The sequence below is a fragment of the Streptosporangium vulgare genome (genome assembly GCF_042428775.1).
Lineage (GTDB): Bacteria > Actinomycetota > Actinomycetes > Streptosporangiales > Streptosporangiaceae > Streptosporangium > Streptosporangium vulgare.
Map to the genome: position 1 here is coordinate 19,866 of NZ_JBHMBS010000043.1, position 14,349 is coordinate 34,214.

Below are 14,349 nucleotides of genomic sequence, written 5' to 3' on the forward strand. Positions count from 1 at the left end.
CAGAACTCACAGGATCAAACGCTCACTTAGGGAAATACTGCCGCAGCGGGCCGTTGGTGTTTTCGTTGGTTTCGCGCTGCCACGGGCTGTGTGGGTCGGCGAAGTAGACCTGAAGCCCGGTGTCAATGCGCAGCTGCGCATGCTGAGCCATCTCCGCGCCTTGGTCCCAGGTCAATGACCTGCGCAGTTGCTCGGGCAGCGTGGTGATGGTGGCGGCGATGGCGTCGCGCACGGCCTCGGCGCCGTGCCCGGCCAGCGCCGGGCCGTTCTTGACCCGCTCACCTTCGCCGTGGCATTCGCATCGTCTCATCCTGAGGAAAGTCGATCGGGAGCCGGCCCGCGATCTGCTGCGGACTCCATGACGTCGCCCAGCGCCGGTCCTGGCGGCGCCCGTGACGTCGCCCGATCCAGCGGACCGTCGGCCCGTCAACCGCACTGCCGTCCGGGGCGCAGACCGTGCCGGCCAGCCGATCTTGCACATACTGCCGCAGCTGGTCGTTGGCGGCGAGCCTACCCACCTTGGGCCGGCGTGCCTGGCGCTCAGCGTGCCACTGCGCGACCGAGGCCCGGTAGTCCAGGCGACCGCAACGGGTCGCCGCGTTGCGCCGCAGCTCCCGCGAGATCGTCGACGGGGCCCGTCCCGGACGGCGGGCGATCTCCCGAACTCCGCATTCCTGCGCGCGCAGTACGGCGATCTCCTCGCGCTCAGGAAACGACAGATAGCGGCCCGAGGGTGGGTCCAAGCTGATCGGCGGCATACCGCCACCCTCACGAAACCAACGCGGTCCTAACGGCATCGACACACCGCACGCGAGGGCGGCCTCCTCGCTGGCCGGCCCTGCGGCGATCAGCCGCCAGAAACGCTGCCGCTCCTGGCGCCGGTTGACCGGAGGCCGTCCTGGTGACCGAAGCGGCGGACGACCGGCCAAAATCGCCGCACGTGCTCTTCCCTGCGCCACAACATCCTCCTACACGATCGAGGTGTTGCGACGACCAATTGAATCCGCCTTCGCTGCCGCGGCCGGTGTGGAAGATCACCCCGTCGACGGTCCCGCCGCGGGTGACCGCGGCCATCTGCAGCGAGGCGATGGTCAGCGTCGCGTCGTGATGCTCGGACATGGCGTAGCCGAGCAGCCGGCGGGAGAACAGGTCTTCGACGGTGGCCAGGTAGAGCTTGCCCTCGTCGGTGACGATCTCGGTGACGTCGCCGCACCACAGCACGTCCGGCGCGACCGCGGTGAAGTTCCTGCGCACCAGGTCGAGGGCGGCGGGCCGCTTTCCCTGACGGGTCAGCGACCGGCGTTTCCTCACCACCCGGCCGGCCAACCCGAGCACGGCCATGCGCCCGGCCACGGTGTTCTCCGATACCCGCCATCCGGCCTCGTGCAGGTCACGGGTGATGCACGGGCTGTCGTAGGTGCCGCCCGAGGCGGTGAATCTCGCCTCGATCTGCGCGTCCAGGTCAGCGCGGCGCCGCTGGCGAGCCGTCGGCGCCCGGTCGCGCCACTTGTAATGCCAGGACTGTGAGATGCCCAAGGCCCGGCTGCCCCTCCCCCAGAAGCGCTCGCAGCGGGGGCCGGCAGCGCGTTCAGATCCACCCACATGCTGCTGCCGTTGGATCCGCTCCCCGCCCGCCCCCAGGCAGGTACCGCAGATCGGGGGTCTTCTCCCGAACGCGTCCCCAGCCCCAAGGCGAGCCGATCTACGCAAGTCACTTGACTTCCGAGAAGATCGTGTTCTCAGAAGGGGAGACGGTCGCAACTTCTGAGAACACACACGGCTGAGAGGTGAAACCCCGGCTCGACGCTTCCGAGAACAGGACCGCGTCTCTAGGGCGGCGGGGGACACGTTCGGGAGGAGGAGGCCACACCGGTCCCCTCCGGCAGGCCGCCCCACTCCAACCACTCCCTGCCTCGGGCGCCGACCAGGCCCAGATCACCCGACTCGACGTCCACCGACATGATCGACTCGGCGGCATCCTCAGGGAATACCAATATGCGGTTTGATCTGCACGGGTGATTAATCGGCACTCGCAGAGTTAAACAGTTCAGCGCCCTCTTTACCGGTTCGCGCGATCAAATGTCGGCCATGGCGTCAGACAGGATCAGTCGTGAGACGGCGCCTGGGCGCCTCGTACGTCGGAGAGCCATGCTCGGGGCGTGGACGAGCCGAACAGGTCGGTGCCACTGACCAGCCAATCGGCGCCGCTAGCCGTGGCGCGACGGCCAATCTCGCGGGTCACGCCGCCGTCGAGCCCCAGCAGGCGGGAGGCTCCGGAGGCGGCCTCCCGGAGCGCCCGCACGGTCGCGAGGGCCGACTCGTCGAACGTGGCGCCGGCCTCCCCCGGGACGACCGACATGGTGAGAACGGCCAGCTCGTCCGAGGGCACGAACGTCGCCGGGGTGCCCCGGGACAGGGCCAGGGCCGGCCGGGAACCGCGTCGTTCGATACGGTCGAGCGCCGCCCGCCACCCCTCGGCCTCGGCGTGGACGATGACGAGCTCGCAGAAGCCGGTCCATGCGTCGAGGCGGGCGAGCGGGTCGGTGACCATGAGGTGGGCCTCGGCGCGCATCCCGCTCTCCCCGGTCATCGCGGCGGCCGTCTCGACCGAGAACCCGCCCTCACGGGCGAAGACGCCGTCGGTAGTGTCCCAGTGGAGCACGTCGAGCCCAGCGTCGCGAAGCCGGTGCGCCTCACTTGCCTGTGCAGCTGGGGGGACCGACCACAGGGAGCCCGCGATCCGCATGCGCTCAGCCACCGGCGGGGTGGTCGAAAGGCTCGCGGAGCACGACCTCGGCGAGGGCTCGGTCGGTGACCAGGGAGGACAGCAGCCCGGAGCGAGCCACGGCGAGCACGGCCTCAGCCTTGTCGGCGCCTGCGGCGACCGCGATGACGCGCGGCACCCGCCCGAGCTCCTGGGCGCTGATGGACAGGCACCGCTCGGCGAAGTCCTCTCCGACGAGGCGTCCGTGGCGGTCGATGAGGATCCCGGCGACCTCGGCCTGCACCCCCCTGGCCGCGAGTTCCGCGCGGTCGGCGTCGGACATGACCTCGCGGATCTGCGAGATCGGCGGATCCCATGAGCCGACGGCGACCACGGCGACGGTCACCTGAGTGAACAGCCGCATGGCCGCGGCGACGTCGGTCTGCCGTCGGAGGGCTGCCGCGGTCGCCGCGTCCTCCACGACCAGTGGCGCGAAGATGGCGTGCGCCTTGCCTCCCGCGCTCAGCGAGGCCTTGCGCACGACCTCGACGGGTGACTCGGCAAGGTCGGAGCCGACGGCACCGGTGAGCTGCACAACCGAGACGGGCGGTAGGGAGGTGAGGCCCTCGGTCATCGCGGTGAGGGTTCTGCCCCATGCCAGGCCGAGGACGTCGCCGGGGTGGAGCGTCTCGGTGAGCAAGGTCGCGGCGGCGGCCCCGACCTGGCTGCGCACCTGCGCGTCGGTTCCGAGCGTTTCGACAACAATCGCCTCACGGAGCCGCATATGTGCGCTGAGCTGGGCGGACATGACGTCGTCGACATACCCGGCGTCCCTTAGAGTGATGGTCACGATACCGGTGCTCTTCGCCTGCTCAAGCAGTCGGGCGATCTTGAATCGCGAGAGCCCGAGCTCCTTGGCGATCTCCACCTTCGAGACGTCATCAATGTAGAAGCGTCTCGCGACGGTCGCCATGAGCCTTCGTTCGGCGGCCGTCATCTTCGCAATATCGCTCATATGAGCGCTGGGATTGCTCATTCGTTACCTCACTGCGACCCGTATGTCTTGTTAGCAGACTCTGATGGACCTTATAGTACACAAACGAGCGCCTTTGACGCTCATATGAGCGAAGCTCGGGAGGGGTAGTTGTGAGATCACGCCGTATGCCGGACGAGATCGGAATCTTCGGAATTCTGATCCTGGTCGCCCTCGTCATGAGCCTGCTGTCCGAGAACTTCCGGACCGTCGACAACCTACAGATCTTGCTACTCAACGGCGCGGTCATCGCCTTCCTCGCCCTGGGGCAGACCTTCGTGCTCCTGACAGGAGGCATCGACCTGTCCACGGGGTCGAACGTCGCCCTGACGGGGATGCTGGCGGCGGTCGTCATGAAGGCAGGGGTCGGGTGGCCGATCGCCGCGCTGGTGGCCATTCTCGCAGGAATCGTAGTAGGCCTGTTCAACGGCGCGATCATCCATTACCTGAAGCTTCCGCCGTTCATCGTGACCTTCTCCACCTTCGGCATCGCCGCGAGCATTCCCCAGATCATGACCGGCGCGAAGTCGGTGTCGGTCACCGACCCGATGTTCGCCGTCATCGGCCGCGGCGCCCTGCTGGGCGTCCCGATGCCGGTGGTCCTGGTCATCGTCGCCGCCTGCGTCTTGACCTTCTTCCTGCGCAGGACCGCGACGGGCGTGCACATCTACGCCGTCGGCGGCAACACCGAGACCAGCCGCCTTGCCGGGATCGGGATCGGGCGCACCACCATGCTGGTCTACGCGGTGAGCGGCCTGTGCGCGGCGTTCGGCGGGCTCATCACCACCAGCCGGCTCATGGTCGGCTACCCCACCGCCGGTTCGGGCAACGAGCTGTTCTTCTCCATCGCGGCGGCCGTTGTCGGCGGCGTCAGCCTGTTCGGCGGCATCGGCTCCGTCCCCGGCGCCTTCCTCGGCGCGGTGCTGATCGCGACCGTGTCCAACGGCATGAACGTCATCGGCGTCGACAGCTTCTGGCAGCCGCTCGTCATCGGCGTCATCATCCTGCTCGGCGTCAGCCTCGACACCTACCGCCGCAGGCTCTCACTCTCCGACTTCTCCCGGCTGTTCAGCCGTTCCGGTCCCCCGGGCCCGACAGCTCGTAAACCGCTCGATTCCCTCGCGCCGGGCGAAGGCGCTGTTTCCATCGAAAACCGGAGGTAGCTCCCCATGAAGCGACGTTTTTCCCTGGCCACCGGCGCGGCGCTCGCCGCGCTGACCCTCGCCGGATGTAGCACAGGGGTCGACACCGGCGCCCAGGCCGGCGCCGGCAAGCCCGAGGGCGGCATCCCCCGGCCCGAGGCGTGCGCCGCCGACTCCAAGTACGTGGCGGTCGCGCTCCCCAACCTGACCAACCCCTACTACGTGGCCATGAAGAAGGGCTTCGAGACGGCGGGCCAGGCGGCGGGCTTCGAGACCGAGGTCCAGATCGCCAACGACGACGACGCGGCACAGCTCGCCCAGGTCCAGGCGATGCTCCAGAAGAAGCCGTGCGCGCTCGCGCTCAACCCCGTGAAGTCCGAGCCCGCCGCAGCGATCGTGAAACTGGCCAACGACGCGGGCGTGCCCGTGTTCACCGTGAACGTCACCGTGGACGACGCCGCGCTCAAGGCCCAGGGCGCGAGCATCGTGCAGTACCTCGGCGCCGACAACGCCGCAGGCGGGAAGCAGGTGGCCGAGCAGGTGCTCAAGGACCTCGGCGCCGACGCCGACCTCAAGGTCGGTTTCATCACCGAGCCCGACGAGGGCCCGGTCGTCGCCCGGGACAAGGGCTTCGAGGACACCATCGCCACCGACGTCAAGGCCAAGATCGTGGCCAAGGTGGACGGCAACGTCAAGCCCGACGACAGCCTTGCCGCGACCACCGAGCTACTCCAGGGCAACCCGGACGTTAACGTCCTGTTCACCAGCACCGGCCCCGCCTCCTATGGAGCGCTCCAAGCCATCCAGAGCGGCGGCAAGAAGGTCAAGGTCTACGGCTTCTGCGCGGCCGACGAGCCACTGACCGACCAGTACCCGGCGTGCGTGGCACAGGAGCCCGAGGACTACGGCAAACGCGTGATCGAGCAGATCTCCGCCTGGCTGGGCGGCGCCAAGCCCGAGGCCCAGATCCTGCGCCCGCTCAAGCTTTACACCAAGGGCCAGACGCCCGCACCGGGCGAGGTGGGCTGAATGACCGGGCCGACGGCGACGGCCACGTCGGCCGGAGGAGCTCACCCCGGACCGGCGGAGGGTCTCCGGGCCGAGGGGATCGTCAAGCGATACGCCGGTGTCCCCGTGCTCTCCGGCGTGACCGTCACCGTTCGGCCCGGCGAGGTCGTCGGACTGGTCGGGCACAACGGCGCGGGCAAGTCCACCCTGCTCAGGACGCTCTCCGGGGCGATCAGGCCGGACGAGGGGACGATCAGCGTGAACGGCGGCCGGATGCAGCTGACCGGCCCCGCGGTCGCCCTGAAGGCCGGCATCTCCACCGTCTACCAGGAGCTGTCGCTCCTGCCGAACCTCACGATCACCCAGAATGTGTTCCTGGGCCGCGAGCGGCGGCGCGGCGCGCGGACGCTCGACGGCGAAGGCATGCGCCGAGCGGCCCGGGACCTGGTCGATCGCTTCGGCCTGCGGGTCGACGTGGACCGGCCGCTGGGCCACTATCCGGTGGCCACCCGACAGCTCCTGGAGATCGCGATCGCCACCGAGCGCGAGACCCGTTTCCTGCTCCTGGACGAGCCGACGACGAGTCTGGAGGGTGAGCAGGTCGACAGGCTGCTCGAACTGATCAGGTCCTTGACCAGGGAGTCGGGACTCGGCGTACTACTCGTCGACCACAAGCTCGACGAGCTGTACGCCGTGGCCGACTCGGTCGTGGCCTTGGTCGACGGTGAGGTCCGAATCGCCGGGCCGGTCGAGGAGACCGACCGAGCGGACGTCATCCGCGCGATCGCGGGTGAGGAAGCCGCCGTGCACCTGGCCGAGACCGGGCAGTACGACCAGCTCCCGGTGGAGGAACTGGGCGACCTGGCGTCAGGGCGGCCCCAGGGACGGCGTCCCGTCTCGGCGCTGCCGGCCGGGGCCCGGCCGAGCCTCCGGGTGCGCGGCCTGCGGGCCCCCGGCCTCACCGACGTGTCCCTCGACGCCTATCCGGGACGGGTTCTCGGCGTCTACGGCCTTATCGGGTCGGGGCGCACGGAGTTCCTGCGCGCGCTGGTCGGGCTGGACAGGATCGACGCCGGGCGGCTGGAGCTGTTCGGAGAGCCTTATCGGCCGCGCAACCCCTCCCACGCGCGGCGAGCCGGCGTCGTCTACCTCACCGAGGAACGCAAGGTCGACGGGATCGTGCCTGGGCTCGACTCCGCCACGAACATCGTCCTGCCCGTGCTGCACGGGTTCTCCAGGTACGGAGTGCTGGACCGCCGTGCCATGGCAAGGAGCGCCACCCGGTTCATGGACCAGCTCCACGTGCGCGGCGACAGAGACGCCCCGGTCGTCAGCCTGTCCGGCGGCAACCAGCAGAAGGTCCTTCTGGCGCGAGCGCTGGCGCAGGAGCCCCGACTACTGCTTCTGGACGAGCCCACCAAGGGCGTGGACATCGGCGTGAAGACCGAGATCCATCGCCTGCTCCGCCGCCTCGCCTCCGAGCAGGGCATGACCGTCGTGGTCGTGTCGAGCGAGGAGGAGGAGATCCTCGACGTGTCCGACGACGTCGTGACGTTCTCGCACGGGCGATGCGACGGCGGCATCCAGCTCGCCTCCGAGCTCTCGCTGGTCAAACTCCGGCAGGTCGCGTGGGGGGCGGCATGATCCCCCGCCTCGGGCCCGCCCCCCAAGAAAGGCAACAGAGAACATTGATGGCCGCTGCTGCGAATGATGTGCTGTCCGAGGGCCGCGAAGCCGTACGCCGGGAAGCGGACGGCGTGCTGTCCGTCGCCGACCAGCTGGACGACAGCTTCGTAGAGGCGGCCCGCCTGCTCTACGACTGCGAGGGCAAGGTGTTCGTCACGGGGGCCGGGACCTCCGGGGCGGTGGCCCGGCGCATGGCTCATTTGCTGTCCGTCTGCGGCACGCCGGCGCTGTTCATCCAGGCGGCCGACGCCCTGCACGGCACGATGGGAGCCGTCACGGAGGGCGACATCCTGATCGCGATCTCGCGGGGCGGCGGGTCCCGGGAGATCAACGACTTGACCGAGCGCGTACGGGAACGCGGTGCCCGGGTGATCGCCCTGACGGCGGTCACCGAGTCCGAGCTGGGGAACCGCGCGGACCTGGTGGTCAAGCTGGAGAGCCCGCCCGGCGTGGATCCGGGCGAGGTGATCGCCATGGGTTCGACGCTCGTCACCGCGGTGTGGGGCGACGCGCTCGCGTACGTCCTGATGAGGCTGCGCGGCTACGGATGGGAGCAGGTGCTGCACAGTCACCCGTCGGGGGCCGTGGGGCAGATCGACGACGCCCCAGAGCCCCTGCCCGCGCTGACCTTCGACGCCGGCACCGAGGCGGCGGGCGTGTCGAGGGGCACGGTCTGACCATGCCCATCGTCGCAGGCATCGACAGTTCGACGCAGTCCTGCACCGTGGAGCTCCGCGACGCCGGTGACGGTGCGCTGCTCGGGACCGGCCGCGCCCCGCATCCGGTGACGCACCCGCCGCTCAGCGAGCAGGATCCCGCGGCCTGGTGGCGCGCCCTGGCCACCGCGCTCGCCCTGGCCTGCCGGGACGCGGGCGTACGGCCGGGCTCCATCGACGCCGTGAGCGTGACCGCCCAGTGTCACGGCCTGGTCGCCCTCGACGCCGCCGGCCAGGTCCTGCGGCCTGCCAAGCTGTGGAACGACACGACGTCCGCGTCGCAGGCGGCCAGCCTGGTGGCGCGCTACGGGGCCCGGAACTGGGTGCGCGCGACCGGCCTGACCCCGACCGCCGCGCTGACCGTCACCAAGCTGGCCTGGCTGGCCGAGCACGAGCCCGGCAACCTGCGGCGCCTCACCACCGTGCTGGTGCCGCACGACTGGCTGACGTACCGGCTGACCGGCGAGCGTGTCACGGACCGATCCGACGCCTCCGGGACCGGCTACTACGCGGCGTTCGAGAATCGGTGGCGTACCGACCTGCTCACCGAGCTGGTGTCGCCGAACGTCGACTGGGACGCGGCGGTTCCCCGGGTGCTCGGCCCCGCCGAACCCGCGGGCCGCGTGCTGCCCGAGGTCGCGGCCGAGCTCGGGCTGCGGCCCGGCGTGCTGGTCGGCCCGGGCGGCGGCGACCAGCATCTCGGCGCCGTCGGTCTCGGCCTGAGGACCGGCGACGTCGCCTACAGCCTCGGCACCTCCGGGGTGGTGCTGTCGGTGAGTGCCGACCCCGTCTTCGACTCCACCGGCTGGGTGGACGGCGTCGCGGACGCGACGGGAGGCTACCTGCCGCTGGTGTGCACGCTCAACTCCACCAAGGTCACCGACACCTTCGCCCGCCTGCTGGGGGTCGACGTCGGGACACTGGGCCACCTTGCGCTGGCCGCCGACCCCGCGCAAGCACGGCCTACGCTGGTCGCCTATCTGGACGGTGAACGCAGCCCGGACCTGCCGAACGCCCAGGGGGTGATGGCCGGCCTGACGACCGCCTCGACACGTGAAGGCTTGGCGCTCAGCGTGTTCGAGAGCGTGATCTTCGGGCTGGTGCGCGGGCACCAAGCGATCGACGCCGCGGGCGTGCCGACCCCGGGCGAGGTGGTGGCCGTGGGCGGAGGCGCACGATCCCTCGCCTACCGGCAGGTCCTCGCGGACGTACTCGGCCGCCCGGTGATCACGCGGGACGCGCCCGAGGTGAGCGCCCGGGGTGCCTGCGTCCAGGGCGCCGCAGTGCTCTCCGGTTCCGATATCAAGGACGTGCGCGACGCGTGGCGTCCACCTCTGGCGGCGATCGTAACTCCCCGTCCCGGCGACTCGGCCGCGCTGATGGAGCGCTACCTGCTGCTCGCCGAACAGGTGAGGGCGGACAACGGCTGACAGATCGCCGTCTCACAGACTCGTGCACCCGCCCTCGACTGCATCCCCCATCCATAGATTCGTGCACCCGCCATTCACAGATCCGTGCAAAGGAATGGACCCATGACCCTCTACGTCGACTCCGCGGAACGCTCGGCCGTTGAACCCCTGCTGGCCACCGGCCTGTTCGCCGGTGTCACCACCAATCCGGCGCTGCTCGCTCGCGCCGGGCTGACCCAGGCCGACCTTCCCGCCGTATTCACCTGGGCCACGGCCGCGGGCGCGAAGCAGGTCTTCATGCAGACGTTGGGCACGACCGCCGGGGAGATCCTCGCCGCGGGCAGGAGGATCCGCGACCTCGGACCGCAGGCGATCGTGAAGATCCCCGCCACGCGGGAGGGACTGGGCGCCGCCCGTGTCCTGGCGGACGAGGACGTGCCCATTCTGGTCACCGCCGTCCACCACGCGACGCAGGCACTGTTCGCGGATGCCGTCGGCGCGCGCTTCATCGCGCCGTACGTCGGCCGGATGACGGACCAGGGCCGCGACGGCGTCGCCGAGACGATCCAGATGCATCAGGTGTTGTCCGGATCGGGCACGCGGGTGCTCGCGGCGAGCCTGCGCGACCGGGAGGACGTCGCGGCGCTGGCCGCCGCGGGCGTACCCGACTTCGCGCTGAGCGCTCCGCTGTGCGAAGCACTACTGGCCGACGAGCCCACGCTCGCCGCTGCCGACCAGTTCGAGACCATCGCAGCGCGCCAGAATTGACGACGCCTCCGAAATCACGCAGTGTCACCGGCTCTTCCAGGCCGGTCTTTTATCGCAGCACTTCCCGCGCGGCTGCGGCGTCCTGAGCGAGTAGATCTCGCGCCCGGGTTTCCACCGGGCCCTGATCTCGGAACCGTCCCCCGAGTATCTGGGGATGACGTGCAGGTGCAGGTGCAGGTGGAAGACCTCCTGGAAGGCCACCTCGCCGTCGGCGAGGAAGAGGTTCATCCGCTCACAACGTACCCCCGCCCCCCGGCGAAGCGCCCGGGCGACCCGCTGCCGGGCCCGCCAGACCTGGGCGGCGGTCTCCCCGTCGAAGTCGTCCAGCTTTGGGGTGCGGAAACTCGGATTCACCCCCACCGAGTACGAGATGCTTTACCCGAACGCCCAGCTGGCCTGATGTACCCCGAGTTCGATGGCATCCATATCGGGCGCAAGCGGGTGGCCCGGTTGATGCGCGCTGCCGGGCTGGCCGGGGTGAGCCGCCGTAGGGGCTGCCGCACCACGATCACCGACCGGCGAGCGGTCGCGGCCAGTGACCTGGTGCACCGGAGGTTCACCGCGGCCGAGCCGAACCGGATCTGGACCGCCGACATCACATACGTGCCGACCTGGCAGGGCTTCCTCTACCTCGCGGTCGTCTTGGTCGAAAGCCCTGACGTGTCTACCGAACCGGGGCAACTCCACATCCATGTCTGTTGAGCAGGCTCTCACTTCCACGCCATGGCGGCGGAACATAAGGGCGTTCAATCACAGCTGTGATTGAACGCCAACGTGGCTGGAGGCGATGCGTTCGCCTTCAGCCACATTGGCGCTTCCCCTATGTGAAGCGGCGCAGGCGCAGGCTGTTGCCGACCACGAAGACCGAGGAGAACGCCATCGCGGCTCCGGCGATCATGGGGTTGAGCAGGCCGAGCACGGCCAGCGGCAGAGCGGCCACGTTGTAGGCGAAGGCCCAGAACAGGTTGCCCTTGATGACGGCCAGCGTGCGGCGCGACAGCCGGATGGCATCGGCGGCCACCCTTAGGTCGCCGCGTACCAGAGTGAGGTCGGAGGCCTCGATGGCGGCGTCGGTGCCGGTCCCCATGGCCAGGCCGAGGTCGGCCTGAGCCAGTGCCGCGGCATCGTTGACGCCGTCACCGACCATAGCCACCGACCGGCCTTCGGCCTGCAGGCGCTTGATGACGTCGACCTTGGCGGCCGGCAGCACCTCGGCGATCACCTCCTCAATGCCCACCTCAGCGGCCACCGACCGGGCGACGCTTTCGTTGTCGCCGGTGAGTAGCACCGGCCTCAGCCCCAGGGTGCGCAGTTGCCGGATCGCCTCGGCGGAGGTCGGCTTGACGGTGTCGGTCACCACCAGGACCGCGCGGGCCTTGCCGTCCCAGCCGACCGCGACGGCCGTACTGCCTGCCGCCTGCGCCGCGGTGAGCGCCCCCTCCAACTCGGCGCTCAGGTGCTGTGACCATTCGGCGAGCAGCGTGGGACGGCCCACCAGCACGGCGTGCCCGTCGACGACCCCCTGGACGCCGAGGCCTTCGAGGTTGGCGAAGTCCTCGGGGGTGGGCAGGTCGCCCACGCGCTCGGCGGCGCCCCGGGCGATGGCCTGGGCGATGGGGTGCTCGGAGGCGTGCTCCAAAGCGCCGGCTAGGCGCAACACCTGCGCCTCCTCCTGGCCGTCGGCCAGGTGCACTTCGGTGAGGGTCATCTTGCCCTCGGTGACGGTGCCGGTCTTGTCCAGCACCACGGTGTCGATCCTTTTGGTGGACTCCAGCACTTCGGGGCCCTTGATCAGGATGCCGAGCTGGGCTCCGCGGCCGGTGCCGACCAGCAACGCGGTCGGGGTGGCGAGGCCCAGGGCGCACGGGCAGGCGATGATCAGCACGGCGACCGCGGCGGTGAAGGCCGCCCCGGCGCCGCCGCCGGTGCCCAGCCAGTAGCCGAGCGTGCCGACGGCCAGTGCGATCACGATCGGGACGAAGATCCCGGAGATGCGGTCGGCCAGTCGCTGGACCTGGGCCTTGCCGGTCTGGGCGTCCTCGACCAGCCTGGCCATCTGGGCGAGCTGGGTGTCGGAACCGACGCGGGTGGCGCGGACGACCAGGCGGCCCCCGGCGTTGACGGTCGCGCCGGTCACCGTGTCGCCGGGCCGTACCTCGACCGGCACCGACTCACCGGTGAGCATGGAGGCGTCGACCGCGGAGGAACCCTCCTCGACCACGCCGTCGGTGGCGATCTTCTCGCCCGGCCGGACCACGAACCGGTCGCCGGCCACGAGCTGATCGGAGGGGATGCGGCTCTCGGATCCGTCGCGCAGGACGGTGACGTCCTTGGCACCCAACTCCAGCAGGGCTCGCAGGGCGGAGCCCGCACGGCGTTTGGCGCGGACCTCGAAGTAGCGGCCGGCCAGGATGAACGCGGTCACGCCCGCGGCCGCCTCCAGGTAGATGTTGCCCGAGCCGTCGGTGCGCTCGATCGTGAACGAGAACGGATGGATCATGCCCGGGGTGCCCGCGCTGCCGAAGAACAGAGCCCACAGCGACCAGCCGAGAGCGGCGAGGGTGCCGAGCGAGACCAGGGTGTCCATGGTCGCGGCGCCGTGGCGCAGGTTCGTCCAGGCGGCCCTGTGGAAGGGCCAGCCGGCGTAGATGACGACCGGGGCCGCCAGGGTGAGCGACAGCCACTGCCAGTTGGTGAACTGCAGCGCCGGGATCATCGCCATCGCGATCACCGGTACGGCGAGCACCCCGGAAGTGATCAACCGCTGGCGCAGCGGCCGGAGCTCGTCCACGGGCTCTTGCGGTGAGTCTTCGGCCCTGGGCGGGGCGGGCAGTTCGGCGGTGTAGCCGGTCTTCTCGACCTCGGCGATCAGCTCCTGCGGATCGACGCCCTCGCCGAAGGTGACCTTGGCCTTCTCCGTGGCGTAGTTGACGGTCGCGGTCACGCCGTCGAGCTTGTTGAGCTTGCGCTCGATCCGGTTGGCGCAGGACGCGCAGGTCATGCCGCCAATGGAGAGTTCGACCGTGCTCTGTGGTCTGTCGTCGGTGAGGGGGGACATCACCTGCTCCTTTCTCTCGTCATGCCTGCGTCAGTGGTTGTGATCGCCGTGTGAATCGGATGCGGACGGGGTGGCCGTCGGCGTCGGGCTTGAGGTCGCAACCGGCGCTGAGGCCCCGCCGGCACGGGCGGTGAAGGCGGCGGTGCGCACGTCTCCTTCGTGCTGGAAGTCCAGGAAGAGCCGGTAGTCGCCCCGGCTGGGCACCTCGGCGTAGAAGGTGACCTCCGGACCGGCGGGCGTTGTGCCGTCGCCCGGCTCACCGTCGGGATGCACGTGCAGGTAGGCCAGATCCCCGGCGCGCAGCGCGACCAGGTGACCGTAGGCACCCAGGTAGGGTTGCAGGTCGGTGACCGGGCGGCCGTCCTTGCTCACCTTCAGGGTGAGCTTGCTGGAGGCGCCCGGAGTGAGAGTTCCCTCGAGCTCTACGGTGTAGCCGTCCACGGTTGCGGTCCGGTTGGCCACCGGCAGCGCCTTGGACTCGTAGTCGCCGGCGGCGTGCAGGTCCGTGCCCAAAGTCAGGCCGCTGCCGCCTTCGGGGGCGAAGTCGGCGAACGCCCGGTAGGCGCCCGCTTCGGGCAGCGTCAGCTTCACCGACCACACGCCGCCTGCGGCCAACTCGGGGTGCAGGTGCTGGAAGCTGCCCAGGTCACGGGAGACCACGATGAAGTGCAGCTTCTTGTCGTGCAGCACCTGGTAGCCGGTGACCGGCCTCCCGTCGGGGCCGGTCACGCCGAATCGGAAGTCCGTGGCCTTGCCGGGCTCGATCGTCGTTGTCTCGGGGGTCAGGGTGTAGCCGTCCTGGGACACTTGAAGCCCTCCTGGGAG

Annotated in this window: 12 protein-coding genes and 2 pseudogenes; 7 read left to right on the top strand and 7 right to left on the bottom strand. The window is 69.9% G+C overall.

Annotated elements, in window-relative coordinates; all coding sequences use genetic code 11:
* Positions 1 to 25 precede the first annotated feature (25 nt).
* The 4 genes and pseudogenes from ACFFRH_RS41570 to ACFFRH_RS41585 form a co-directional block, all read right to left on the bottom strand.
* A pseudogene (locus ACFFRH_RS41570) lies at positions 26 to 764 on the bottom strand (IS30 family transposase); the annotation flags it as partial.
* Between the two features lie 4 nt (positions 765 to 768).
* On the bottom strand, positions 769 to 1,536 hold the full coding sequence (locus tag ACFFRH_RS41575) for a DDE-type integrase/transposase/recombinase (RefSeq protein ID WP_386163503.1): 768 nt from the start codon (positions 1,534 to 1,536) through the stop codon (positions 769 to 771).
* 568 nt (positions 1,537 to 2,104) lie between these two features.
* On the bottom strand, positions 2,105 to 2,758 hold the full coding sequence (locus ACFFRH_RS41580; protein WP_344748856.1) for a hypothetical protein: 654 nt from the start codon (positions 2,756 to 2,758) through the stop codon (positions 2,105 to 2,107).
* Positions 2,751 to 3,701, bottom strand: a complete 951-nt coding sequence (locus tag ACFFRH_RS41585) for a sugar-binding transcriptional regulator (protein ID WP_386163505.1) — start codon at positions 3,699 to 3,701, stop codon at positions 2,751 to 2,753. Before ACFFRH_RS41585 ends, ACFFRH_RS41580 begins: the two co-directional genes overlap by 8 nt.
* A 164-nt stretch (positions 3,702 to 3,865) precedes the next feature.
* On the opposite strand from ACFFRH_RS41585, the gene ACFFRH_RS41590 reads away from it, so the two are divergent.
* The 6 genes from ACFFRH_RS41590 (at position 3,866) to ACFFRH_RS41615 (ending at position 10,466) form a co-directional block, all read left to right on the top strand.
* Positions 3,866 to 4,900, top strand: coding sequence for an ABC transporter permease (locus ACFFRH_RS41590; protein ID WP_344748859.1), 1,035 nt, complete (start codon positions 3,866 to 3,868; stop codon positions 4,898 to 4,900).
* 6 nt (positions 4,901 to 4,906) lie between these two features.
* Complete coding sequence (locus tag ACFFRH_RS41595) at positions 4,907 to 5,908, top strand: substrate-binding domain-containing protein (RefSeq protein WP_344748860.1); 1,002 nt, start codon at positions 4,907 to 4,909, stop codon at positions 5,906 to 5,908.
* Entirely contained in the window at positions 5,909 to 7,531 is a 1,623-nt protein-coding gene (locus ACFFRH_RS41600; protein WP_344748862.1) for a sugar ABC transporter ATP-binding protein, read from the top strand.
* A gap of 47 nt (positions 7,532 to 7,578) precedes the next feature.
* A complete protein-coding gene (locus ACFFRH_RS41605; protein WP_344748863.1) occupies positions 7,579 to 8,250 on the top strand; it encodes an SIS domain-containing protein in 672 nt (223 codons plus the stop codon).
* 2 nt (positions 8,251 to 8,252) lie between these two features.
* Positions 8,253 to 9,719, top strand: coding sequence for a xylulokinase (gene xylB / locus ACFFRH_RS41610; RefSeq protein ID WP_386163508.1), 1,467 nt, complete (start codon positions 8,253 to 8,255; stop codon positions 9,717 to 9,719).
* Between the two features lie 102 nt (positions 9,720 to 9,821).
* Entirely contained in the window at positions 9,822 to 10,466 is a 645-nt protein-coding gene (locus ACFFRH_RS41615; RefSeq protein ID WP_344748864.1) for a transaldolase family protein, read from the top strand.
* Between the two features lie 24 nt (positions 10,467 to 10,490).
* Here ACFFRH_RS41615 and ACFFRH_RS41620 read toward each other — a convergent pair whose 3' ends face one another.
* Entirely contained in the window at positions 10,491 to 10,820 is a 330-nt protein-coding gene (locus ACFFRH_RS41620; protein WP_344748865.1) for an HIT family protein, read from the bottom strand.
* A gap of 60 nt (positions 10,821 to 10,880) precedes the next feature.
* Here ACFFRH_RS41620 and ACFFRH_RS41625 point away from each other — a divergent pair.
* A pseudogene (locus ACFFRH_RS41625) lies at positions 10,881 to 11,111 on the top strand (IS3 family transposase); the annotation flags it as partial.
* Positions 11,112 to 11,286: 175 nt separating this feature from the next.
* Here ACFFRH_RS41625 and ACFFRH_RS41630 read toward each other — a convergent pair.
* Both ACFFRH_RS41630 and ACFFRH_RS41635 read right to left on the bottom strand, forming a co-directional pair.
* Positions 11,287 to 13,524, bottom strand: coding sequence for a heavy metal translocating P-type ATPase (locus ACFFRH_RS41630; protein WP_386163511.1), 2,238 nt, complete (start codon positions 13,522 to 13,524; stop codon positions 11,287 to 11,289).
* Positions 13,525 to 13,554: 30 nt separating this feature from the next.
* Positions 13,555 to 14,331, bottom strand: a complete 777-nt coding sequence (locus tag ACFFRH_RS41635; RefSeq protein WP_386163513.1) for a DUF8832 domain-containing protein — start codon at positions 14,329 to 14,331, stop codon at positions 13,555 to 13,557.
* Between the last annotated feature and the right edge of the window lie 18 nt (positions 14,332 to 14,349).

What these genes read in the sequence shown, in the direction of transcription:
- ACFFRH_RS41590 (WP_344748859.1), top strand. Translation starts at nt 3,866, where the DNA reads ATGCCGGACGAGATCGGAATCTTCGGAATTCTGATCCTGGTCGCCCTC.
- ACFFRH_RS41600 (WP_344748862.1), top strand. Translation starts at nt 5,909, where the DNA reads ATGACCGGGCCGACGGCGACGGCCACGTCGGCCGGAGGAGCTCACCCC.
- ACFFRH_RS41615 (WP_344748864.1), top strand. Translation starts at nt 9,822, where the DNA reads ATGACCCTCTACGTCGACTCCGCGGAACGCTCGGCCGTTGAACCCCTG.
- ACFFRH_RS41595 (WP_344748860.1), top strand. Translation starts at nt 4,907, where the DNA reads ATGAAGCGACGTTTTTCCCTGGCCACCGGCGCGGCGCTCGCCGCGCTG.
- ACFFRH_RS41585 (WP_386163505.1), bottom strand. Translation starts at nt 3,701, where the DNA reads ATGACGGCCGCCGAACGAAGGCTCATGGCGACCGTCGCGAGACGCTTC.
- ACFFRH_RS41605 (WP_344748863.1), top strand. Translation starts at nt 7,579, where the DNA reads ATGGCCGCTGCTGCGAATGATGTGCTGTCCGAGGGCCGCGAAGCCGTA.
- xylB (WP_386163508.1), top strand. Translation starts at nt 8,253, where the DNA reads ATGCCCATCGTCGCAGGCATCGACAGTTCGACGCAGTCCTGCACCGTG.
- ACFFRH_RS41630 (WP_386163511.1), bottom strand. Translation starts at nt 13,524, where the DNA reads ATGTCCCCCCTCACCGACGACAGACCACAGAGCACGGTCGAACTCTCC.